At 30.7% G+C, this 24246-nt stretch carries 18 protein-coding genes; 5 read left to right on the top strand and 13 right to left on the bottom strand.

Annotated features, from left to right (window positions below):
* Positions 1 to 284 precede the first annotated feature (284 nt).
* Together fabF and LQ668_RS11605 are read right to left on the bottom strand one after the other, a co-directional pair.
* Positions 285 to 1529 carry a beta-ketoacyl-ACP synthase II gene (gene fabF / locus LQ668_RS11610; protein WP_078356678.1) on the bottom strand — a complete coding sequence of 415 codons (1245 nt, stop codon included), beginning with the start codon at positions 1527 to 1529 and terminating at the stop codon, positions 285 to 287.
* 14 nt (positions 1530 to 1543) lie between these two features.
* Positions 1544 to 2485 carry a beta-ketoacyl-ACP synthase III gene (locus LQ668_RS11605; RefSeq protein ID WP_078356677.1) on the bottom strand — a complete coding sequence of 314 codons (942 nt, stop codon included), beginning with the start codon at positions 2483 to 2485 and terminating at the stop codon, positions 1544 to 1546.
* A 187-nt stretch (positions 2486 to 2672) separates the two neighbouring features.
* Between LQ668_RS11605 and LQ668_RS11600 the strand changes: the two genes are divergently transcribed.
* Positions 2673 to 2876 (top strand): YjzD family protein, encoded by a 204-nt coding sequence (locus LQ668_RS11600; RefSeq protein ID WP_078356676.1) that lies wholly within the window; start codon positions 2673 to 2675, stop codon positions 2874 to 2876.
* A gap of 35 nt (positions 2877 to 2911) precedes the next feature.
* Here the strand turns inward: LQ668_RS11600 and clpB are convergent, their stop codons facing one another.
* On the bottom strand, positions 2912 to 5509 hold the full coding sequence (clpB, locus tag LQ668_RS11595; RefSeq protein ID WP_078356675.1) for an ATP-dependent chaperone ClpB: 2598 nt from the start codon (positions 5507 to 5509) through the stop codon (positions 2912 to 2914).
* A gap of 172 nt (positions 5510 to 5681) precedes the next feature.
* Here clpB and LQ668_RS11590 point away from each other — a divergent pair, with 172 nt between their 5' ends.
* Entirely contained in the window at positions 5682 to 6374 is a 693-nt protein-coding gene (locus LQ668_RS11590) for a Crp/Fnr family transcriptional regulator (protein ID WP_078356674.1), read from the top strand.
* A 136-nt stretch (positions 6375 to 6510) separates the two neighbouring features.
* Here LQ668_RS11590 and LQ668_RS11585 read toward each other — a convergent pair whose 3' ends face one another.
* Entirely contained in the window at positions 6511 to 6819 is a 309-nt protein-coding gene (locus tag LQ668_RS11585) for a metal-sulfur cluster assembly factor (RefSeq protein ID WP_037588867.1), read from the bottom strand.
* A gap of 119 nt (positions 6820 to 6938) precedes the next feature.
* On the opposite strand from LQ668_RS11585, the gene LQ668_RS11580 reads away from it, so the two are divergent.
* The 3 genes from LQ668_RS11580 to LQ668_RS11570 are packed head-to-tail and all read left to right on the top strand — an operon-like array spanning position 6939 to position 9946.
* A complete protein-coding gene (locus tag LQ668_RS11580) occupies positions 6939 to 7751 on the top strand; it encodes a Cof-type HAD-IIB family hydrolase (RefSeq protein WP_078356673.1) in 813 nt (270 codons plus the stop codon).
* A 12-nt stretch (positions 7752 to 7763) separates the two neighbouring features.
* On the top strand, positions 7764 to 8609 hold the full coding sequence (locus tag LQ668_RS11575; RefSeq protein ID WP_078356672.1) for a DegV family protein: 846 nt from the start codon (positions 7764 to 7766) through the stop codon (positions 8607 to 8609).
* Positions 8610 to 8614: 5 nt separating this feature from the next.
* Positions 8615 to 9946, top strand: a complete 1332-nt coding sequence (locus LQ668_RS11570; RefSeq protein WP_078356671.1) for a CoA-disulfide reductase — start codon at positions 8615 to 8617, stop codon at positions 9944 to 9946.
* 547 nt (positions 9947 to 10493) lie between these two features.
* On the opposite strand, the gene LQ668_RS11565 is transcribed toward LQ668_RS11570, so the two are convergent.
* The 9 genes from LQ668_RS11565 to LQ668_RS11525 form a co-directional block, all read right to left on the bottom strand.
* Complete coding sequence (locus tag LQ668_RS11565; RefSeq protein WP_078356670.1) at positions 10494 to 11915, bottom strand: alpha-amylase family protein; 1422 nt, start codon at positions 11913 to 11915, stop codon at positions 10494 to 10496.
* Positions 11916 to 12070: 155 nt separating this feature from the next.
* Positions 12071 to 12415 carry a YisL family protein gene (locus tag LQ668_RS11560; RefSeq protein ID WP_078356669.1) on the bottom strand — a complete coding sequence of 115 codons (345 nt, stop codon included), beginning with the start codon at positions 12413 to 12415 and terminating at the stop codon, positions 12071 to 12073.
* 231 nt (positions 12416 to 12646) lie between these two features.
* Positions 12647 to 13552 (bottom strand): fumarylacetoacetate hydrolase family protein, encoded by a 906-nt coding sequence (locus tag LQ668_RS11555; RefSeq protein WP_239776038.1) that lies wholly within the window; start codon positions 13550 to 13552, stop codon positions 12647 to 12649.
* A 76-nt stretch (positions 13553 to 13628) separates the two neighbouring features.
* A complete protein-coding gene (locus LQ668_RS11550) occupies positions 13629 to 14756 on the bottom strand; it encodes a DUF418 domain-containing protein (RefSeq protein WP_239701552.1) in 1128 nt (375 codons plus the stop codon).
* On the bottom strand, positions 14756 to 18397 hold the full coding sequence (addA, locus tag LQ668_RS11545; protein ID WP_174221882.1) for a helicase-exonuclease AddAB subunit AddA: 3642 nt from the start codon (positions 18395 to 18397) through the stop codon (positions 14756 to 14758). Before addA ends, LQ668_RS11550 begins: the two co-directional genes overlap by 1 nt.
* A complete protein-coding gene (gene addB, locus LQ668_RS11540; RefSeq protein ID WP_239776037.1) occupies positions 18394 to 21864 on the bottom strand; it encodes a helicase-exonuclease AddAB subunit AddB in 3471 nt (1156 codons plus the stop codon). Before addB ends, addA begins: the two co-directional genes overlap by 4 nt.
* A gap of 96 nt (positions 21865 to 21960) precedes the next feature.
* Positions 21961 to 22527 (bottom strand): signal peptidase I, encoded by a 567-nt coding sequence (gene lepB, locus LQ668_RS11535; protein WP_078356664.1) that lies wholly within the window; start codon positions 22525 to 22527, stop codon positions 21961 to 21963.
* Between the two features lie 19 nt (positions 22528 to 22546).
* Positions 22547 to 23077: a signal peptidase I gene (lepB, locus tag LQ668_RS11530; RefSeq protein WP_107509616.1), complete on the bottom strand. Its 531-nt coding sequence runs from the start codon at positions 23075 to 23077 to the stop codon at positions 22547 to 22549.
* A gap of 2 nt (positions 23078 to 23079) precedes the next feature.
* Positions 23080 to 23688, bottom strand: coding sequence for a TVP38/TMEM64 family protein (locus LQ668_RS11525; protein ID WP_078356662.1), 609 nt, complete (start codon positions 23686 to 23688; stop codon positions 23080 to 23082).
* Between the last annotated feature and the right edge of the window lie 558 nt (positions 23689 to 24246).

Genomic DNA, 24246 nt, shown 5'->3' with positions numbered 1-24246 from the left:
TATTCCCTCAGGCGTCAGCACTTTACAAAATCGTACCAATATCTATTTTTTATAAAATCATTCGATTTTGTTCGTACATGCTTGCCTAGGGGTATGGTTCGAGCCTGTAGTCTCTCACACATACTATTCCCTCAGGCGTCAGCACTTTACAAAATCGTACCAATATCTATTTTCACAAAAAAATAAAGCACTTTCGTATAATTTAATTAATAAAAATCAAATTAACGAGGTGCTTTATGTAGAAAATTATAATATATTTCTAGTTAGACTTCTATCTAGCTTTATTATTTATGATACTTTTTAAATACTAATACTGCGTTATGTCCACCGAAACCAAGACTATTACTCATAGCGTACTCGATATCTAATTTAGTAGCTTCATTTGGTGTATAATCCAAATCTATTTCTGGATCAGGTGAATCAGCATTGATTGTTGGTGCTACAATACTATTTTCAATTGATAATGCTGTCAGAATAGATTCAACTGCTCCTGTTGCACCAAGTAAATGACCCATCATCGATTTAGTCGAACTTACTTTTAAGTTCTTAGCAGCTTCACCAAAAGTAGATTTAATTGCTAATACTTCATATAAGTCGCCGATTGGTGTACTTGTACCATGAGCATTTAAATATTGAATATCTTCTGGTTTAATTCCAGCATCTTTAATTGCTTCTTGCATAGCACGTGCTCCGCCTTCTCCATTTGGTGAAGGAGCTGTAATATGGTATGCATCACCCGTTGATCCATAACCTACTACTTCAGCATATATGTGAGCGCCACGAGCTTCAGCTGACTCAAGTGATTCAAGAACAACTACTCCAGCACCTTCTCCCATGATAAAACCATCTCTACCTTCTTGGAAAGGACGACATGCAGTATTTTTATCAGGATTTGTAGACAATGCTTTATTAGCACTAAATCCAGCCATTGCCATTTCTGTAATAGGTGCTTCTGACCCACCAGCTAACATCAAATCAGCAGCGCCACGTTGAATGATTTTAAAGGCTTCACCTATTGAGTTTGTACCTGTTGCACAAGCTGTAACTGTACAACCGTTTGGACCTTTTGCACCTAAATCGATTGATACTTGTCCAGTAGCCATATCTGGAATCATCATTGGTACGAAAAATGGACTTACTCTTTTAGGACCACGTTTCAATAACATATTATGTGAGTATTCGAATGTTTCCATTCCGCCAATACCTGATCCAATCCAAACACCAATACGATGACTGTTTTCATCTGTTATTTCGAATTTGGAATCTTTTAAAGCTTCACGAGCGGCTACAATAGCATATTGAGTAAATCTATCCATTTTACGAGCATCTTTTTTAGGTATATGTTCGTCAATGCTAAAATCTTTTAATTCACCTGCTAATTTAGCTGGAAATTCAGAAACATCAATTCTTGTTACTTCGTCTATGCCGTTTTCACCGTTAATTGCATTTTTCCAAGTTGTAGGTACATCATTACCTAAAGGGTTTAATGTCCCTAAACCAGTCATTACAACACGCTTATTTTCTGTCATTGTTCAATTTCCTCCTATTTACCCCAGCGTAACGTTATGGCACCCCAAGTCAGGCCACCACCAAATCCTACCAGGACTATTGTATCATTGTCTTTTATTTTACCTTGTTCTAATTCATATGCAATACTTAAGGGTATTGATGCAGCAGAAGTATTCCCAAATCTATCTACCGTTACGCTCATTTTTTCTTTTTCAATACCTAATCTTTCCCGTGCAGATTCCATAATTCTAATATTGGCTTGATGTGGTACAAACATATCAATATCACTTGATTGTAAACCTGCTTTTTCCACTACTTTAGTAGAAGCTTCACCCATAATTCTTACTGCAAACTTGAACACTTCACGTCCATTCATTTGAATAGTATGTTCATCCATATCTTGATATAGGTATGGTCCACCGTTTCCATCTGAACCAAGTTCAACACCTAAGATACCTCTACCTTCAGATACTTCACCAATTATGGCAGCACCGGCTCCATCACCGAATAAAATTGCAGTACTTCTATCATTCATATCCGTAATTTTTGTTAACTTATCAGCACCAACTACTAATACGTTTTTATATAAACCTGAATTTACAAATTGTTGTGCAGTAACAATACCGTAAATAAACCCAGTACATGCTGCAAGTTGGTCCATTGATGGTACTTTGTTTAAGCCTAATCTTTTTTGTAAAGTTGTTGCAACTGTTGGAAATGGTTTATCACCTGTTGATGTTGCTACAATGACCATTTCAATTTCTTCTTTATCAATACCTGAATCTTCTATCGCTCTAACTGCCGCTTCATATGCTAAATCACTTGTATCTTCATCTTCTGCAGCAAAACGTCTTTCTTTTATACCAGTCATTTTAGTTATCCATTCATCTGATGTATCTAAATAACTTTCAAAATGATCATTTTTTACCACTTGCTTCGGCGCATATGCACCAAAACCTTTTATACCAATATCCATTATATTGACACCTTCTTATAATCTGTTGTTATTATCAGGTACTAATTTAACACACTTTTGCCTTAATGCACAAGCGCTGAGTTCTTTTATGAAATATTTTAAATCGTTTTCATCATAATAGGTATACAATTTATAAAAAGTTAATTATAATGAAAGATATGATATAAAAAGTTACGGAGGATGAGTCATGCATTACATTTTAACATTAATTTGGGCATTCGTATTATCACAAATGATTAACTTTGTTTTACATAGTTTAGGTGGCTCAACAGAATCGCTGAATTTTGTTAGTCCTACAGTTTATGCTATTGTCTTTACAGTAGTTATTATTCTATTAGATATTTTAGTTGGTAAATCTTCTTCAGACAAACAAAACGCACAACATTCATAAAAAATTCCCGTCAATTTTAGTTGACGGGAATTTTTTTATTCATTTATTTCAAATTTCACTTCGTCTTCAACGAGATGTACATCTATAATAGTGCCTTCTTTCATTTCTTGACCTATCATCATTCTCGCTAATGGTGTTTCAATTTGTCTTTGAACAAATCGTTTTAAAGGTCTTGCTCCAAATTGTGGCTCATATGCTTTTTGTGCGATCCATTCTTTAACTTCTTGATCTACATTAATTTTAATGTGTTGATCTTCTAATCTAATATTTAAATTAGTAATAATGTGGTCGACAATGTAGCTCATATCTTTAATTGATAATGGTTTAAATAGTACGATGTCATCCATTCTATTTAATATTTCCGGTTTGAAGTATGCATGTAAACTTTCATTTACTTGTTTTTTAGCTGCTTCATCGATTTCACCTTCATCTGTTACACCATCTAATAAATATTGGGAACCTATATTACTTGTCATAATAATGATTGTATTTTTAAAGTCAACACTTCGACCTTTTGCATCTGTTAATCTACCTTCATCCAATAATTGTAGCAATACGTTAAATACATCATTATGAGCTTTTTCTATCTCGTCTAGAAGAATTACTGAATAAGGTTGTCTTCTTACTGCTTCTGTTAATTGACCGCCTTCTTCATAACCTACATAGCCTGGAGGTGCACCAATTAATCTTGCAACTGAGTGTTTTTCCATATACTCACTCATATCTATTCTTATCATATGTTTCTCAGAGTCAAATAAAGTTGCGGCTAATGTCTTAGCTAGTTCAGTTTTACCAACCCCTGTTGGTCCTAAGAATAAGAAACTACCAATTGGTCTATTTGGATCTTTAATACCTGCTCTTGCTCTAACTACTGCGTCAGAGACCAAATCTACTGCTTCGTCTTGACCTACAACTCTCTCATGTAATATATCTGATAGTTTAAGCAATTTCTCTCTTTCAGTCTCAACTAATCTTGAAACAGGGATTCCTGTCCATTGACTTACAATATAACCAATTTCTTCATCTGTTACTACTTCTCTAATTAATCTATCATGATCAGAACCTGTTTCTTCTGCAAATTCGTTTTCAAGTTCTTTTAATTCAGCTTCTATTTGAGGTATTCTACCATGTTTAAGTTCGGCAGCTTTACCTAAATCATATTGATTTTCTGCATTTTCTAACGCTTGTTTACTTTCGTCTAACTCTGCTCTTTTATCTTGAAGAGATTTGATTTGTTCTTTTTCTTGTTCAACTTTACTTTGTAATTGTTGTTGTTTTTCTTTTTCATCTGCCAATTCTTTTTGAAGTTCTGATAATCGAATTTGACTACTTTGATCAGATTCAGATTTAAGTGCATTTTCTTCAATTTCAAGTTGCATAACACGTCTGTTTACAGCATCTAATTCTGTAGGATTAGAGCCCATTTCTGTTCTAATAGTTGCACAAGCTTGGTCTACTAAGTCTATCGCTTTATCTGGCAAGAATCGATCAGTTATATATCGATCTGATAGTTCTGTTGCTGCAACTAATGCTCTATCTTGTATACGTACACCGTGGTGAACTTCATATCTTTCTTTTAAACCTCTTAAAATTGAAATCGTATCTTCTAAGTCTGGTTCTTTAACATTCACTTTTTGGAAACGTCTTTCTAATGCAGAATCCTTTTCAATGTATTGTCGATATTCATTTAACGTTGTTGCGCCAATACAATGCAATTCACCTCTAGCTAACATCGGTTTAAGCATGTTACCTGCATCCATTGCACCATCTGTTTTACCTGCACCAACTAGCATATGAATTTCATCAATGAAAAGTAAAATTCTACCTTCAGACTCTTTTACTTCTTTTAAGACAGCTTTTAATCTTTCTTCAAACTCACCTCTGAACTTAGCACCAGCTACTAATGCTGATAAATCTAATTCAAATATTGTCTTATCTAATAGTGAATCTGGAACATCTCGTCTAACTATACGTTGCGCTAATCCCTCAACGATTGCTGTTTTACCTACACCAGGTTCACCAATTAATACTGGGTTATTTTTAGTTTTTCTGCTCAATATTCGAATAGTATTTCGAATTTCTTCATCTCTACCAATAACTGGATCCATATTCCCTTTTCTAACTTCTTCAACTAAATCTCTTCCATATTTAGATAATGCTTCATATTGTACTTCAGGATTTTGTGATGTCACTCTATTACCCCCTCTTATTTTATTAATAATTTCATTTATAACTTCTTTTTTATTACCAACTATATCTTTAGTTGTTTGATCGACTTCTATAGATGCTTTTAAAATATGCTCCATAGACATAAAGTCGTCTTGCATTTCTTCTTTAATTTGATTAGCTTTGTTAAATAATTCATTAAGTTTAGGAGAAATATATTGTCCGTATTGGATGTTATCACCTTTAACTACTGAATATTGATTTAACTTTTGTTTATATTTACTTTCTAATTCGTCTGTATCAATTTGAGCTCTGTCTAATGTTCTTTTGAAAATACTTTCATCTTCATTTAATGCTGATAATAATACAGCTTCTATTTCAATATTTTGTAGTTCATATGATTGTGATAATTGTTGCGCTTTCTCGATAACACTTTGAACTGAATAAGTCATTTGATTAATATCCAAATGTATCACCTCTTTAAATTTTTCATCAGTCTAATAGTTTGACTATCTTTGACCTTAATTTGATTATATACCGTTTGACCTTCTTTGACAAATATAAAGTCTCAAAATTACAAACCTTTTCACTTACATTTTATGGTAAAATATAAATGAAAATAAACGGGGAAGTGATCTTTTGCAAACTACATATACAGAAGCAGCTTCAGTTATTGAATACATTAAAACACATGGACAAAAGTTACATTTTCATACTCACCATTATATATACCATACTGAGGACTTATGTAACCATATTTACGTTATTTCTGAAGGAAAAGTTATTACACATCGTGTGATGGAAGATGGTAAAGAATTTAACACTAAACTACTTGGACGTCATAGCATCTTTGGATCCACCACTTTATTTTGCGGTAGAAAAAAACATACCCTATCAGCTAGAGTAAAAGAAGAAGCCATCGTATATAGCATACCCAAAATTCAATTTGAAGAAGCGATTTTAAATGATGAAGTACTTAAATACGAATGGTTATTGTGGGTACAAAACGAAAATGAAAAGAATGAATATTTAATAAGAGATGTTTATACATTAGGAAAAACTGGCGCATTCTATTCTATACTTATAAAGTTATCAAACACATACGGTATTCAAGTTGGAGATAGTATATTGATTAATGTCGATTTAACAAATCACGAATTAGCTAATTTTTGCAACGTCACAAGAGAAAGTGTAAATCGAATGTTGAGCTATTTAAAAAAAGAAAATATCGTATCCGTCAATCATAAAAGAATTACAATACACGACCTTGAATACTTAAAAAAATCCATAAACTGTGAAAATTGTCCTTTATCAATTTGTAGGATTGAATAGAGCTATAACATATATTGAGCTGGATTTGATACGGATTTGCGCCGAATCGTACGATATCTCTGGAGTCTTCGTGCGTTTTTATTGAATTAAACCAAAAAAAAGCCAAGGATTTCTCCTAGGCTTTTTCTTTATTCTATTAGCTTACACCTAATGCAATTTTAGCGTATCGTGACATTTTGTCTTTGCCCCATGGTGGATTCCAGACAATATTTACTTCTGTTTCTTTAATTTCAGGTAATTCAGCTAATGCTGTTTTAACTTGATCTATAATTTGTGGCCCCATCGGACAACCCATTGAAGTTAATGTCATTTCTACTGTACATAATCCTTCGTCGTCTAAGTCTACATTATATACAAGACCTAAGTTAACTATGTCAATTCCTAGTTCTGGGTCAATTACATTTTCAAGTGCACCAATGATACTATCTTTCATTGCTTCTTCCATATTTTCACCTCATTCTAAAAGTTACTACATATAATATATCAAATTTAAAGCATTGGTTAAAGAAAATGATATGATATTATAGTATGTATCAAAAAGAAAATGACTAAGGAGTTATCGATATGGAAAAACATTTAATCTGTTTAGATTTAGATGGCACATTATTAAACGATGAAAAGCACATCTCACCTTATACAAAAAGAGTACTACAATATTTAAAAAAAGCTGGTCATGAAATCATTATTTCAACTGGTAGACCATATCGAGCAAGTGTAGATTATTATAGAGCAATGGATATGAATACACCTATTATTAATTTTAACGGCGCATATATTCATCATCCGACTGACAATAGATTTGAACCTAAACATGAACAATTTGATGCACGTATAGCTTCTAAAATTTTTCAAGATATTAGCCAACTTAATGTTAAAAATATTATAGCAGAAGTAAGAGATCAAGTTTATATTAATAACTATGACCAAACATTATTTGAAGGTTTCAGCATGGGTAATCCTGAAATTAAATATGGTAAATTAAATGAGTTACTTACGGAATCACCTACAAGTTTATTGATTCAAGCAGAAGATGATGAAATTCCTAACATAAAAAAACATTTAAACAAACATTATGCTGAATTTATTGAACATCGTCGTTGGGGAGCACCATTTCCAGTTATTGAAATTGTTAAAAAGGGTATTAATAAAGGTAAAGCTGTGAAATATGTTGCTGAATATTTGAATGTAGATTTTGATAATATTATTGCATTTGGCGATGAAGATAATGACAATGAAATGATTCAATTTGCTAATTATGGAATTGCTATGGGTAATGCTATACCTGAACTTAAAGAAATAGCAAACGAAGTTACAGACACTAATAATAATGATGGTATCGGAAAATACTTAAACAAACATTTTGGACTAAATATGTAAGGGGTTATTCAAATGAAAATGATAGTAGACAGTGGATCAGATTTAACATTATCTCAAATTGAAAAATACGGATTCTACTTTTTACCTTATGGAATAGTCATCGACAATGAAAGTAAAGTTGATCAATATGAAATATCAAACGATGAAGTATTAGCTGCTATTAAAAATAATAAACACCCTAAGACTAACCAAGCAACTATGGAACAAATGACTAAAGTATTCACTGAAATTGCTGAAAATAATGAACAAGCTATTTATTTAGCTTTTAGTAGTGCATTAAGTGGAACATATCAAACTGCTTGTCTAGTAAAAGAACAAGTTAAAGAGGATTATCCTAATCTTGATTTAACAATCTATGATACTTTAAGTGCTTCTATGGGATGTGGCAAGCTTATACTCGATGTACAAGATAAAATCGAACAGAATTATAGTTTCGAAGAATTAGATAAATATATTAAAAATAAACTAGATAAAATAAGACATTTATTCACAGTAAAAGACTTAAATTATTTAGCAAGTGGCGGTAGATTGTCTAAAGGTCAGGCATTTTTAGGTAATTTATTAAATATCAAACCGTTGCTACATGTAGAAGAAGGAAAACTCGTTCCAATCGAGAAATATCGTGGTTCAAAAAAACTATGGCACGCTATTATAGATAAAATGAAAAATGAAAATAGCGACTTTTCAAGTGAAACAATCTATATAACTCATGCTGATGATATCGAAGACGCTGAAAAACTAAAAGAATTAATGCACCAATCTTTATCACCAAAAGATGTTATTATTTCAGACATTGGTCCAGTTATTAGTTCTCATACAGGTAGTGGCACGGTAGCAATTTTTTATTATAAGGAGTGATAATATTGAATAAAATTATCGTTATTGGTGCAGTAGCTGGTGGTGCCACAGTTGCATCACAAATTAGACGACTTGATTCAGAAAGTGAAATTGTAGTATACGAGAAAGATAGAGATATGAGTTTCGCCAATTGCGGCCTACCCTATTATTTAGGAGATGTTGTAGAAGACAGAAATTTAATGCTATCTGCTACACCTCAAAAATTTCATGATAAAAAGAATATAACTGTAAAACCTTTTCATGAAGCTATTGCATTAAATGATAAAAATAAAACAATTACAGTAAAAAATCATCAAACTGGAGAAACTTTTGATGATCATTATGACACACTTATTTTAAGTCCTGGGTGTCGTGCAAGACACTTACCACTCCAATCTGATAGGTTATTTACTTTAAGAAACTTAGTTGATACTGATGAAATCGAAAGTTTTATCGTAAATGAAAATGTAAAATCTGCATTAATAGTTGGTGCCGGATATGTCAGTTTAGAAATTTTAGAAAATTTTTATGCTAGAGGTATAGAACCAACATTAATTCACAGAAGTGACCATATAAATAAAAGTATGGATAAAGATTTAAATAATGTCATTTTCGATGAGTTAGATAAAAGAAATATCAAATATAGATTAAATGAAGAAATTGCAGATATTTCAGACCGTAAAGTTACTTTTAAATCTGGTAACGTTGAAGAATATGACATTATCATCACAGGTGTTGGAATTGAGCCTAATAGTGACTGGTTAAAGTCATCATCACTACAATTAAATGAAAAAGGCTATATACCTGTCAATGAATATTTCGAAACAAATTTAGACAGTGTTTACGCTTTAGGTGATGTAATTGAAACATTTTATAGACATACAAAAAAACCTACAAGTATTACATTAGCTTGGGGAGCGCATAGAGCAGCAGCAATAATAGCTGAAAACCTTGCAGTGAAATCACCTAATGAAAAATCAGCTTTTCGTGGTCTACTTGGAACTAATATTGTACGAATATTTGATTACGCGTTAGGAAGCGTAGGCATATCAGAACAAGAATTGAAGGACTACAATTACGGTGTCGTTGAACAAATTCAAAAACAACATGCTGGGTATTATCCAAACGCAGAACCAATCACCTTACGTGTTTATTTCGATAAATCATCGCGTAAAATATTACGTGCATGTGCAGTAGGAAAAGACGGCGCAGATAAACGAATCGATATTTTATCAACTGCTATTATCGGTGAATTGACTATAGATGAAATGAGAGACATAGAAATTGCTTATGCCCCTCCTTTCTCAAGTCCAAAAGATATCGTCAATATGATTGGTTACAAAGCACAATCAAAATAAAAATAGATTAGAAAAGTCCAGGATATAAATATCTTAGAAAATTAAAAAGAGCAGAAATTTATTGTAAAAATTAAATTCTGCTCTTTTTTCTTATACAAATATTTCACACTTCTATAGGTTTTTGTGAACATAGATAATCTTACTTACACTTCTACCTACTTGTGTGAATATAGATACTCTTACTTACACTTCTATAGACTTGTGTAAATATAGATACCCATACTCACACTTCTACCTACTTGTGTGAATATAGATACTCATACTCACACTTCTACCTACTTGTGTAAATATAGATACCCATACTCACACTTCTACCAACTTGTGTGAATATAGATACTCATACTCACACTTCTACCAACTTGTGTGAACATAGATACTCATACTTACACTTCTACCAACTTGTGTGAACATAGATGCCCTTACTTATACTTCTATAGACTTGTGTGGATATAGATACTCTTGCTTACACTTCTACCAACTTTTGTGAACATAGATACCCTATAACTAAAAGGCTGAGACAATTTAATTGTCTCAGCCTTTTCTATGTTTAAGATTTATTTCTTTGTCTTTTGCTTCTTCTTGAAACAAGGAATATAAATAATCCGAATAATAATACCACTAAAATAGCTGCAATAAAGTAACTATTATTTAATCCTCGTTCGTTAATCACTGCATATAATTCACTTTCTTCTCTATCAGTGATTAAATCATATTGATTATTCTTTTTCTTTATATTATCTCCCAAAATTAACCCTGAGAGCATTTTGTTTTTTTCAATTACTTTGTCTGTTAACGTTACTTTTTTTGAATTACTTGAGTCATTAACATTCAATATATAATCAATCGTGTTCGTATCATAATAAAATACATTAGTTCCTTTATTATGAGGTAGAACTTTCACTTCTCCTTCAAATAATTCTTGATATTGTTTGAATGTATCTGAAATTTTTTCTAAATAATCAATTACTTCTTTATCGGTTCTGAAATTCTGTAGTTGATTTATCGTTTCGATATTAGAACCATTAACTGCTATTTCAGTACCATAATTCATCATTATAGGACCTTTATATCCCCACATATAAGTCATTAATTGTTTGATACGTGTTCCTGGAAACATATTTTCATCAGCTGCATGCTTAGTAAATCTTTCTGTAAACCATGTATCAGCTAAAAGTACCTCTCCATCTTCTTTATATGATGGAATGTTTGTATTTACCGTTTTAAACGCATCTTGAAGAGCAGTACGTTTCTTGTTAGTAGATAAATGTTTAAAGTTCTTGGCATCAATGCCGTCTTTGTTAATGATGCCATAAGTATCTATACCTTCAGGTAAAAATGCTTGAGCATCTATGCCATCCTGTACAATATTCATTGATATTCCATCAACTTCATATTGATCTATAAATTTTTTAACTTTAGATTTATAAATACCTTGGTTTTCATTATTTTTTAAATCTATAAATTTGTCATTTTTAAAATATGACTTTTGCACGCTATTTAAATCACCGTTAACTGATTGCTTAAATGTATCAGTATAAGTAGTAGGCATATCAACTATAATTTTCATGTCCTTTTTATGCACTTCTTTAATGAGTGATTTAAAAGCCTTTTCCCCACCTAATACTTTATCAATTTCATCGTAATTATTGACTTTATAGCCTAAAAAGTCATTTTGTTCGTGTGAAAAGACTGGAGAAATATGTACTGTGTTGAAGCCCATATCATGAATATAATCTAATTTAGATTTAATCCCTTGGAAATCTCCCCCAAGTGGTAAATTTTCAGATTTGTCATTGTTTTTAATCATTTTATTATTATCATTATTACCATTCATAAAACGATCGACAACTAGACTATATATTCTAGGATATTTCACATCTTCAAATTCCTTATCTTTCGCAAAAGCATAACCATTAAAAAGTGGTGCCATCAAAATTACTGCTATTACTAACTTTGTCCATTTATTCATATATTCAACCCTCTTTATTACCCAATTATCTCTATTATACTAAAACGTTTACTTTACTGATAGAACTACATGAAATTGTCATAAATTATTTCACATAAAAAAACATTCATAACTTTATTGAATAAAGTTATGAATGGATTTGTTAACGTTAGTAATTAACCAAAATGTAATACGCCCATTGGTAAATAACTACCTAATAAAATTGTTAATACCATAACAACTATTGTTGCAATGAAAAATCCTTGGCTATTTTTATTCTTTTTCTTCTTAGCAATTGTCATTTCAATTAATCCAATAACTGCAAGTCCAAGAATAAATTTGATGCCATATAACATACCATTAATACCCATGGCTTGTATAAAAATAACAAAACCAGAAATTAATGTAAGCACCATGAATAACCTTAATACCATATGAACTGATTTGTTTGTAACTTTCATATAAACTACGAAAAATAGAATAATCGTTACTAACCAGCTAAAAATATGGAAATGTATCATATTCAGTTCCCCCTAAATAATAATATTTGTTTTCCAATAGCATTATAACATATGCATTATTAGAATAAGCCTTTTTTACATACCAAATAATCATGTTTGCTTATATTTCACAATTTATTCAAAATTTTATTAATATAACGACAAAAAGAAGATGAGTAAGAGACTGAAATCTAATTTATTCAAAAAGTTTCATTATCTCCAACTCATCAACTTAATATTCTACTAATACTATTATTTTTCGCTAATGAAAGTAGTTAAAGTACCTATTCCATCGATTGTTACTTTTACTTCATCTCCAGGTTGTAAAAATTGAGCTGGGTTCATACCCGCTCCAACTCCAGCTGGTGTACCTGTAGCGATAACATCTCCTGGATGTAAAGCAACATATTTAGAAATTTCAGCAATTAGTTCATCAATTTTTAATATCATTTCGTTAGTGTTACCATCTTGACGAATTTCATTGTTAACTTTTGTCACAATATTAACGTCTTCTGGTAAAGGTAATTCATCTTTTGTTACGATATAAGGTCCCATTGGGCAACCACCAGTTAATGATTTTGATAAAAATGCTTGATCATGTTCTTTTTGAGCATTTCTATCTGTAATATCATTGATAATTGTATAACCATATACGTAATCTAATGCTAGACCGCGTGGTATTTTCTCTCCTGATTTACCAATTACAACACCTAGTTCACCTTCATAATCTAATTTGTCAGTTACGTCTTTGTGATTAGAAATTGTTGCATTATCTCCTGTTAATGAAGATGCTGCTTTAGTAAATACATATAGTCTATTAACTTTATTATTTAATTCTTCAGCATGTTTTTTGTAATTACGACCAAAAGCTATAACATTATTTGTAGGTGTTACAGGTGGTAAAAATTCGATATCTTCGAAGCTATATTTATAATCGTCTTTTTCAGCAGTTTCTTCTACTTTGACTACTGCTTTACGAACTGCCTCTTGAAAGTCAACGTTAATATTAAATTGTAAGCCTTCTAGTAATGTTTTAGGATTGAATGCCTCTTCTCCAAAGTCTGCGAAAACTTTACGTAAGTCCCAAACTGCTTCTTCGCGTTTTACTTTCACACCATAAGAAGTAATATCTTTGTATTTAAAAGTTAAAAATTTCATCCACTCTGTCAGCTCCTTCTTGTTCTTATCCTTAATTATAACGAATTTTTTGATAAATCGCATTATTTTCAAACTATTATTTTAAATATGTCACTTTTCTCCACAATTTCTCTATTGGACCTTGTTTGAATTTCTTTAAATATAAATAACTCAATAACAATTGAACTAAATATATAACAATAGCAATTGTGTATATTGTGAGTACTGGTAATTTACCATAATAGTTCAGCCCAATACCATAGAAGATAAAGATACAAATTATACTTTGTGTTAAATAAGTCGTTAAACTTAATTTACCAATATATTGTAGCGGATTTAACACTTTTCTGGCTGTTGCATCTTCACATAGTAGTACAAAAAAGATAATATAACTTAGCGCAACAATTGGCCCACCAAGCAATTGACTAATTAATTGAGATGTCATTGATCCTTCTAAGACGATTTGAATCATTTTAATTGCTAATCCTAAAATAAAAATAACGAGTCCAATTACTGTGTATAAATTTTTATGATTACGAATTTTATTCAACCAATTTATTTGATGTGCATATATTCCGAATAACATAATTGGTAATATACTAAAAGGACCAACTAAAATAGTATTTGCTACATTCATGCCAAAGTACTTCAAGTTAACACCTATAATTGATAAATAGTCTGCACTTGCTAATATATTATTGACTCTTTCTAATTCTTGTAACCCTACAAAATTTTCAACTTGAGTAGCATCTTGTAATAAAACCATAGGTAAAATATACAAAAGAATTAAAATACCAAAACCAATAGTTAGCGCAACTAACGAATGTTGTGGCTTTAGTCTCACGAAAATAATCGCAATAAATCCTAACAATGCATATGTAGCTAAAATATCACCGTAAAATATAAATATGCCATGGATCATTCCAATTAGTAATAAAAATGACAATCTTCTTATTATCATTGGATAATAATTCAGTTCTTTTTCTATACTATTTTGATACATCATGGATAAGCCATACCCAAATAAAAATGCAAATATTGGATAAAATGATGCAATAATAAAAAGTGAGCTTATTTTAAATAATGCACCATCTTGTTGTTGAAAAAATTCAAATGGATTGATGATTTGATATGGAAAAGCAAATGTTAAGATGTTCATAAGTAATATGCCTAATAAACTAAATCCTCTTAATGCATCAATACTAAATATTCTTTGTTTTGCCATTAATTATTCTCCTTGATGTGTTTCGTGCCATATTGAAAGAAATATAAATACCCTTCAACTGGTTGTTGTAAAATTGTTTCCAAAGTATTTTTATAATATTGCATTTGTACTTCGTATTTTTGCTTCATTGTTTCTGCCACTTCTTCTTCAGTCTTACCTCTTCGTACAATAAATGTATCTGTTTTATAATCGATGAAAGAAACTTTATCTCCTTCAACAAATATACAGTCAATCATCCCTTGAATGATAGGTTTATTGTCATCCTCAGAAACATTAAAAGTTAATCCTTGATCAATATCATCTTGACCAACTACGAAAGGCACTTCTCTAAACACTTTATCAGCATTTACTAATCGAGTATATAAGTCTGATTGAATAAATCCTTGAATAAGTGATAAGTCGATATCATCTAACGTGTCATCTGGTAAAATGTCCTTCTCTATGAGTTCATTCACAAGATCTTTTAGTTGGTCAATATTTAAGCCACCGCTTTTCAAAGGGAGATGTTGCATCACTGCATGCATTAAAGTACCTATTTCAGCACTTTGTCTCTTTTGATTAGATAAGAACTTAGGTTTGTCATATGATTTTGTACCTAGCTGATATTGTCTTACGATTTGATAATCTGTTCCCGCTTCTTCAGTTTCTCGCTGTCTCTTAATTTCTGATACTGACTGTTTTGCTGCTATATTTAATAGGCTCTCATTAGGATATGAGTACACCATTTGATTGTATATCTCATCTTTTTTATCTGATGGTTTATAATTTAATAGTGTTTCAATAGTAGGTTTGTCATTTAATACATCATCTTCTTCATTGCTTTCTTCTTCTCTAATGATATTGATATTGAATGATTCATTATGAGTTGAATTAAATGTAATTGCATTTGATAAGCCATGAGATTTTGACTTAGACAAAATAGTAGAAATGAGATCAAATGCTGATTTAGCTTTCACTCTATATTCAGGATCAATCATTTCAAATTTATCTGCATTTACTAATCCTAAATTTTCGACTGCTTTTTCATTTTTAACTCGACCAACTAGATATAAACCTTCTTTAGCTCTTGTTAGTGCGACGTAAATTAAACGCATTTCCTCAGATATCATTTCAGTTTCATTTATATTTTTAAAGATAATAGACGCTAACGTTGGGTATGTTAATGCCTTATCAATATTAAAATAAGATAAAGCCATACCATAGCGATTGTTTAATATAACATGATTTCTTAAATCTGCACGATTAAATTCTCTTGTAATACCAGAATATATAACAAATGGAAACTCTAATCCTTTACTACTATGAATTGTCATCATACGTACGACATCATCATTCGGACCAATAACACTTTCTTGACCAAAATCTTGGCCACGTTCTATTAACTCATCTATAAACCTTATAAATTGAAAAATCCCTCGTAAACTAGACGCTTCAAACTGAATTGCTTTATTTAATAATCCGTATAAATTTTGTCTTCTTTGTACGCCACCAGTAAGTCCACTGAAATAAGAAATTAAATAGTAATCGTTGTATAATTTATCTAGCAATTGCCAAACAGGAACAGCCTTACTATAAGACTGGTAACTTTTCAGTTGTTTTAAGAAATTATTAAGCTTTTCAACTAGTTGTGTATCTGCTTCAGAATCAGCTATATATTTATATATTGAATCGAAATAATAAATTTCTTGTGGTGCTTTATTTCTAATTTCTGCTAACTCATCTTCTTTAAATTGAAAAGCAATTGAACGCATTAAACCTACTAAATATTTATCTTGTAAAGGATTATCGATAACTCGTAAAAATGAAAGCATTAAGCGAATTTCATTTTGTTCGAAATAACCTTTCTTCGATTCGACATAAAAAGGTATATTGGCATCTTTAAATTGTTGCTGTAAATGCATTGCGTTACTATAACTTCTTTCCAAAATGACAATATCTTTAAAAGTGGCCGGACGATAGCTTTGTGTTTTTCTATCATATACTTGTTTATTATCAAGAATATGTTGAACTTTATCTACGATACATTTCGCTTCTATAAGATTATTGTCTTCCTCTTCAAATGAATCTTGAACTAAAACATCCATTTCTAATGGTGTGTTTTGCTCATCATAATCAGCGCCATAATACAATTTGGCTTCATCATTATATTCAATTTCACCAACAGTTTCATCCATCATGTGTGTGAATATATAATTCGTATTATCTAATACTTCTCTTCTAGATCTAAAGTTTTTAGATAAATCGATGACTTCTCCTGATTCATGCTTTGCCTGATTAAAGCGTTTATATTTTTCTATAAATAATTCTGGTTCTGCTTGTCTAAATTTATAAATGGATTGTTTTACATCTCCAACCATAAATAAATTACCATTATATTCTTCACCACGTTTAATGCAGCTTATAATTGCTTCTTGTACTCTGTTAGTATCTTGATATTCATCTACTAATATTTCATCGAATAACTCTCTATATTGGAGTGCAATCTCTGATGGTTTACCTTCATCATCAGTTAAAATTTCTAAAGCTAAATGTTCATAATCAGAAAAATCGATAATACGTTTATTCTGTTTTAAACTTTTGAAATACTTAATGATGTCTTTTGTAATGTCAGCAATTACCCTTACTCTTGGATGCATCTCATGCATATCTTGAACTAACTCTTCTCTATCACGACTTAAATAACCTTCTGATAACGCTTTTAAATGGTCAATATAATCTTTATGATAATTCTTTCCAAGTTCTAATAACTGCTCGTCACCTTCATTTTGACTTTTAATTTTGGCAGTATTAGTTGGCAATTTTTTTAAAGCGACATCTAGATGGAGATTATCAAGTGATTTAGTTCCATTTATAACTTGTTCAATCCAAATTCTTTCACCTTCAAGATAAGTCATATGCTTGTCGACGTCATTCAAATGTTGATAACAATCCAATGATTGATATAAAGCATGCATAGCACTATCTAATTTACGATTGATTAATTGATTCAACATATTGAAATATGGATGTTTTATATCTATCTCTTTATATGGTTTATCTAAATGATCTAACCAGGCAATTGGATTGGCATGTGCAATACTAAATCGATATAACCGTTTCAGAGTATCTCTTAATGGCTCATCAGATCGGTCGTTTGACAAATGTTCAACTATATCTAAAAACGGTTGTTCATTTTTTTCATAATACATTTCTAATACATCATCAATTGCTTGTTCTAAAAGTACGATACCTTCTACTTCATTTGCTGTTCTAAAGTTTGGATCTATATCTATTTCATCATAATGTGATTTAATTAATGATAAACAAAAACTGTGAAGTGTAGATATATGTGCTTGATGAATTTTTATTCTTTGGGATTTTAAATGTTCATCTTCAGGATGTTTTAAACTTTCTTGTTGAATAGCAGCATTCACTCTTGCTTTCATTTCTCTAGCACTCGCATTCGTAAATGTTACAACAAGTAATTTATTCACATCTTGTTTATTACGCATGATTTTTTGAATAATACGCTCAACTAATACAGCAGTTTTACCGCTTCCTGCAGCTGCAGCAACTAGAATATCTCTTCCTTCAGTATAAATAGCTTTCCACTGATCGTCTGTCCATTGTGCATCAAATGGCTTAACAGGTAATGACATTATTCTTCTTCCTCCTCTCTTAACATATTAATCAATTCATCTTTACTTAAAGTATGGTCTATTTCTCTATATTGGTCAGTATCTGTAATAGGATCAATATGACATACTGACTTATATTCACAAAATTGACAAGGTAGTTTCTTTTGATATCTCATAGGTGTAACTTCTGTATGACCATCCATAATTTGTGTAGCCGTTTCAACAAAATTATTTCTATTTTTGTTCATTAATTTATAGAATAAATCTTCGTCCAATGCTTTACTATAGCTGTATAAATCTCCATTTTTCTTTCTTGCAACTGGTATCATATCCGATTTAAGTTGTTCATTTAATTTATCATCTAGTGCATCTACTACTTCAGGATTTTTGTTAACATAACCATCCATTTTAAACTTTTCAATTGTATGTTGATATATATCATCAGTTTCAGGAATTTCTCCCCAGCTTTTTGCTTTTATTTCTGGCTCATGTACATGGAAGTATAATAGTGCCCCTGGCGACACTTCATCTTGTAGATTTAAAATTGTCTTGTTTTGTAATACAACATCTAGATAAGTAAACATTTGCATTTGCATTCCGTACATAACTTTTGTTAAATCTAGATTGGTTTCAGACGATTTATAGTCAATTATTGAAACATAGTCTTTATCTTTTCCTTTATAAACGTCTAATCTATCTATTTGCCCTCTTATATTAATCGGTATTTGACGTTTAGTCGCAAGCGGCGTTGTTTTCAATTGATGCTTAGATGTAGCACCAAAATTCAATTCAAATTGATAGGCTTTAAATTTTGAATGACCTGTTTGATATTTCATTGCTTCTAATGTTGATTTAAGTATATTTTGTATTCTTAATTTTAAATATCTGTAGTGTGCTGTTCGGTGTAATACATCAAACTGAATTTTAGGCAAACTTTCATCAATGGCTTCATTAATTAATTTTGTCATCGTTTGAGCTGACAATTTACTAAAATCTCCGTTAACCTCATCAGATATATATTTTAAAGTTTGATGGAATATATTACCAATATCTACACTCTGAATTTGATATTTAGATCGTTCGTTCAACCTTAATCCATGTGATACATAATGTTTAAATGGGCATTGATTGTATGTTTCAAATCTTGAAACACTTGCGTTTATTTTTTTACCATATAATTGTTCTGATACTTCTGTATTAAGCTGAACTGTGTCGTTTTTATAAGTTAAAGCTGATGTTAAAAATTGAATTGTATTGTCTAAATAATGTATATCTTGAGCTGCATAGTAAGCATCTAACCAAATATCATTAACGATTTCATCATTTAACCAATCGTTTAAGTGTTCAAATATATGCATTTGACTTTGATGTTCATGTTCTAATAGTTGGATAGGATTATTCTCAATACTTGATTTAAGTGATTTAACTTCTAAATTTGTAAATAATGATTGAATTGTATTGATAAATGGACTTTTTTCTCTTACTTCTCCACTGTCAGACATAAGGCTATACGTAAATACGACCTCTCTTTTAGCACGTGTCATCGCAATATAACATACAAACGCTTCATCCATTTGTAAAATATCACTAGTCGGACTGAGTTCCAATCCACTTGTTTCTGCCAATTCCTTTTTCTCATCATCTGTAAGTAAAAGCATTTGATTGGATACACTTGGTAAAACACCATCGTTCATACCTAATAAAAATACTGTTTCTTTATTATCTACTTTAGCTAAATCCATATTACCAACTGTTACTTCGTCTAATGTTTGAGGTATCATTGAAAATTCTAATTCATCTAAACCACGATCAAGAATTTCAATATACTCATTAAGTGATAAAGTAACATCTCCTAATACTTCTACAATGTCATCAAATATTCGAATTGTACCTTCCCACACTTGGTCTATTTGTTCAGCTTCTTCAAATTGACTCTTTATTTCTAACTCATCTCTCATCGTCATTAGATGAGTTGGTAATTCAAATTTCTCTATCACTTCATATAATCTAACCGTAAAGTCTTCAACTGTTTTACTTTCAGATAAAGCATTGTTTAACTTTTCAATTCGACTAACTATATAATCTTTTAAGTTGATTACACTTTTAATTGTATTAATATCTTCTTCAACAAAAGTATCTTCTTCTTTTCTCAACGATTTTTTTCCTAATTTTTCAAATGATTCAATAGTGAAAAATTCTGGATTAGTCCATCTTTTACCTGATATACCTCTTTCAAAAGCATAATTCTCAAGAATATCAATTAAATAAAAATCGTTTGGTATATGACTCGTTAATATACCTGTTTTCAGCATTCTCATGACAGGTTCAAATCTCCAACCTGATTGAATCACTTCTAACATTGACCTTAAACATTCTATAAAAGGATGATATGCCATTTTCTTTTTAGCATCATGATTAAAAGCAATATTAAAATGAGGTAAAACTGTTTCAATTAGCTGTTCATAGTTCGGATCACGATAAAGTATGGCAATATCTTTAAATGATAAATTGTCTTCACGAGATCGTCTCAAGATTTCTCTAGCTACATATTGAACTTCTTCTCTCATGTTTGATGCTTCAATAACCTTTAAATTTTTACTATCAATTTTGTTTGGTAATAACGCATCAAACTGACTTTCTAAATGTTTTAAGTCTTGGTTATTGTTAAATCTTGTAGCATTACTAAAATGCTTTTTATTTATTGTAGTATGTAATGATTGCGCAACTTCTTCTATATGACTTAATGTTTCAGAAGTCTTTCTAAATAAACTAAACGGATCTTTATCCCCGTCGGTCGTTAATCCAATCGTTACAGACCTACTGTATTTTACAAGTGTTTCAATAACACGATATTCTAAAGTTGAAAAGTTATGGAATCCATCAATATAAATATCAGCTTGTTTGATATAATCAGAATTTGGAATTTTCTCTATTAATTTGTACAATACATCTTCAGCTTGCACATAGCGACCATCGAGTTGCCCTTCTAATGCTTTATAAATCGTTTCAATATCACTTAATTTATCTTTCATTCTTTTTGGTATATTATCATTATTTTCAATATATACTGAGATATCTTCTGGTTGTACATTATATTTTTTGAAATCTTTAATTTCATTCATCATTTTATGACTAAATCCATAATGTTGAATTGTAGATTGATATAAATTTAATTGTTGTTTGTGTGTATGTAATAAATGATAAGTAAGCATTTCTAATGCCTCATCAGATATTTGCTGTTCTATTAAACCGCCCTCATCACTCAAGACTCTCCAGCTTAGTCTTTCGAAGCCAAATACTGAGGTTCTTATACTTCCTTTTAATTTTGGATTTCGAACAAATGCTTGTTCATATTGGAACGTATTTTGAGTAGGTGTTAAAAAGATAATTGGGTCACCTAATGGGTTCTCTATCATAGCTTCTGTCATTTGTTCAATCATTTGTTTAGTTTTTCCGGTGCCACTTCGACCAGTCCATACATTTAGTTGCATTAATTCGACCTCCTTGGCAATTTCTCATGTATATATTTTAACATAAAAAGAACACCTCACTTAATTTTAAGTGAGGTGTTCAACCTATTTATATTACTAATTTGTAGATGGGTCAAAATCATAATGGAATTGATTGATTGGCCAGAATCTAAGTGCTACTTCACCGACAATGACATCTTCATTAATTAGTCCAAATGAACGGCCATCTTTACTTACTTCACGATTATCTCCAAGTACTAGATACTCACCTTTTGGAATTTTATTAACGCCGTTTGAATTAACGAGGTCTTTAACTTCAAAATTCTCAGTTAGTAAATCACGAGATTTATTTGCTTTATTTGCTTTTAAGTATTCTTCTGGTACTTTTTTATCATTTACATATAATTGATCATTATCATACTTTACTGTATCACCTGGTTTACCGATAACACGCTTTACGTAATCATCATTTTCATTTGCATGAAATACAATGACATCTCCGTTATCAATATTTCCAACTTTGTATCCAATTTTATTTACAATTACTTTTTCACCATTTTTTAAAGTTGGATGCATCGAATCACCAGAAACTGTATAAGTTACAAATAAGAATTTCTGTATTAATAATACACATACAACTGCGACTGCAATTGCTACGACCCATTCAAATATCTCTTTTTTCAAAAATGCCACCTCATTATTATTATTTATCGAAATTTACATCTATTTTATCAAATGGATAATATCTTAAATTAACTTCTCCAACAATATCTTTCTCGTGAACAAACCCAATTTCTCTTGAGTCCCTACTATTACCGCGATTATCTCCTAATACTAAGTATTCATTGTTAGGAATAACGTCACTTTTAGAACCTTGAATTGTTCTAGTACTGAAATCATCCGTTTTTATATTATCATTTAAATAACGCTCGTTAACTTGTGTACCATTAATATACAATTTGTTGTTTTTCATTTCAACAGTGTCACCTGGTAAACCAATTACTCTTTTTATAAAGTCAGACTCTTTATTAGCATGAAAAACAATAACATCTCCATTATCTATCTGTCCAATATTTTTAACAAGTTTGTTAACAATTAATCTGTCTTCATCGTGGAAAGTTGGCTCCATTGAATCACCATCAACAATATAACCTATAAATAAAAAAGTTCTCACTATAAATAATAATACTAACGCGATAATAATTGCAATTGCCCATTCGAATAATTTTTTCATCGCTAACTCCTGTTTTTCAATCGTTTGTCAAAATATTTTTCAAATCCTTTACCTACTAACCATAGCATAAATATAATCACGAATACTATTATACTCTTTTTAGGACTTTCAAAAAAGGAATTTATGTCTGCCCCGATGAAACTCAAAGTAAATATCATAATCGCTTTTGATAAAATCAATGCTATTAAATACACTTGCTTACTAATATTTGAAAAAGCACTCACCATATTTACTAATGCACCAGGTGTGAATGGGAAACATAGTAAAATAAACAATGGACCAAACCCGTGATCATCAATCCAGTGAATAAACTTTACAACTCTTGGTTGTTCAACAATTTTTTTCATAAATGGCTTTTTAGAAATTAATCTTAAAAATAAAAAGACAAGGTAACTTCCCGCAACAGTTCCAGCCCACGAAATTATAAATCCTAAAAATAAACCATATGCATTTACATTAGCTATAACGAACAAAATAATAGGTAAAAATGGAATAAATGCTTCAATAAATGGTAATAAAAACGCAATAAATATCCCGAAAGATCTAAACGTTTCAATTAATTCAGTAATATTTTCATAAGTGAACCAATTTATAATGTCTTGAAATAACATGTCATGCAACTTCCTTCTTAAATTTATATTAATTATATCTATAAAAGTGTAAATAGAAAAGTAAATTGACATCGTATAAAAGTCGTAGATAAGTTGTAATGAAAGTTTTAGTGGATTTATTGGATAAATTAATATTTGAAGTTTATAGAGTTGTCGTATGGCGCTATGATGATAATTAGGATTATTCCAGGTCGATAAATTTTTTTATCGGCCTGTATTTCGCGTTTTCGGACCGCTATTTTATTTTATCGGTCCGTATTTCGCGTTTTCGGACCGTTATTTTATTTTATCGGTCCGTATTTTGTGTTTCTGGACCGTTAATTTATTTTATCGGTCCGTATTTCCTGTTTCTGGACCGTTAATTATTTTTATCGGTCCGTATTTCCTGTTTCTGGACCGTTAATTTATTTTATCGGTCCGTATTTCCTGTTTCTGGACCGTTAATTTATTTTATCGGTCCATATTTCTGAATATGTCCATATAATTGTGTAATAAAATAAGAGCCATATATAGCTCACTTTAGTACAATGTAATCGACTAAGAAAAATTGTAGAGGTG

Origin of the sequence: Mammaliicoccus sp. K-M42, assembly GCF_022386375.1 — a bacterium.
GTDB classification, from domain to species: domain Bacteria; phylum Bacillota; class Bacilli; order Staphylococcales; family Staphylococcaceae; genus Mammaliicoccus; species Mammaliicoccus fleurettii.
Note: the sequence above shows the minus strand (reverse complement) of the source record. Positions and strands in the feature narration are given on the sequence as shown.

Excerpts from the sequence above, each read along its gene's own strand:
- LQ668_RS11560 (WP_078356669.1), bottom strand. The coding sequence starts at position 12,415 with ATGATACATTTCCATATTTTTAGCTGGTTAGTAACGATTATTCTATTT.
- LQ668_RS11565 (WP_078356670.1), bottom strand. The coding sequence starts at position 11,915 with ATGAATAAATGGACAAAGTTAGTAATAGCAGTAATTTTGATGGCACCA.
- LQ668_RS11600 (WP_078356676.1), top strand. The coding sequence starts at position 2,673 with ATGCATTACATTTTAACATTAATTTGGGCATTCGTATTATCACAAATG.
- LQ668_RS11555 (WP_239776038.1), bottom strand. The coding sequence starts at position 13,552 with ATGAAATTTTTAACTTTTAAATACAAAGATATTACTTCTTATGGTGTG.
- fabF (WP_078356678.1), bottom strand. The coding sequence starts at position 1,529 with ATGACAGAAAATAAGCGTGTTGTAATGACTGGTTTAGGGACATTAAAC.
- LQ668_RS11575 (WP_078356672.1), top strand. The coding sequence starts at position 7,764 with ATGAAAATGATAGTAGACAGTGGATCAGATTTAACATTATCTCAAATT.
- addB (WP_239776037.1), bottom strand. The coding sequence starts at position 21,864 with ATGCAACTAAATGTATGGACTGGTCGAAGTGGCACCGGAAAAACTAAA.
- LQ668_RS11550 (WP_239701552.1), bottom strand. The coding sequence starts at position 14,756 with ATGGCAAAACAAAGAATATTTAGTATTGATGCATTAAGAGGATTTAGT.
- LQ668_RS11585 (WP_037588867.1), bottom strand. The coding sequence starts at position 6,819 with ATGGAAGAAGCAATGAAAGATAGTATCATTGGTGCACTTGAAAATGTA.
- LQ668_RS11580 (WP_078356673.1), top strand. The coding sequence starts at position 6,939 with ATGGAAAAACATTTAATCTGTTTAGATTTAGATGGCACATTATTAAAC.
- LQ668_RS11605 (WP_078356677.1), bottom strand. The coding sequence starts at position 2,485 with ATGGATATTGGTATAAAAGGTTTTGGTGCATATGCGCCGAAGCAAGTG.
- LQ668_RS11525 (WP_078356662.1), bottom strand. The coding sequence starts at position 23,688 with ATGTTATTTCAAGACATTATAAATTGGTTCACTTATGAAAATATTACT.
- lepB (WP_107509616.1), bottom strand. The coding sequence starts at position 23,077 with ATGAAAAAATTATTCGAATGGGCAATTGCAATTATTATCGCGTTAGTA.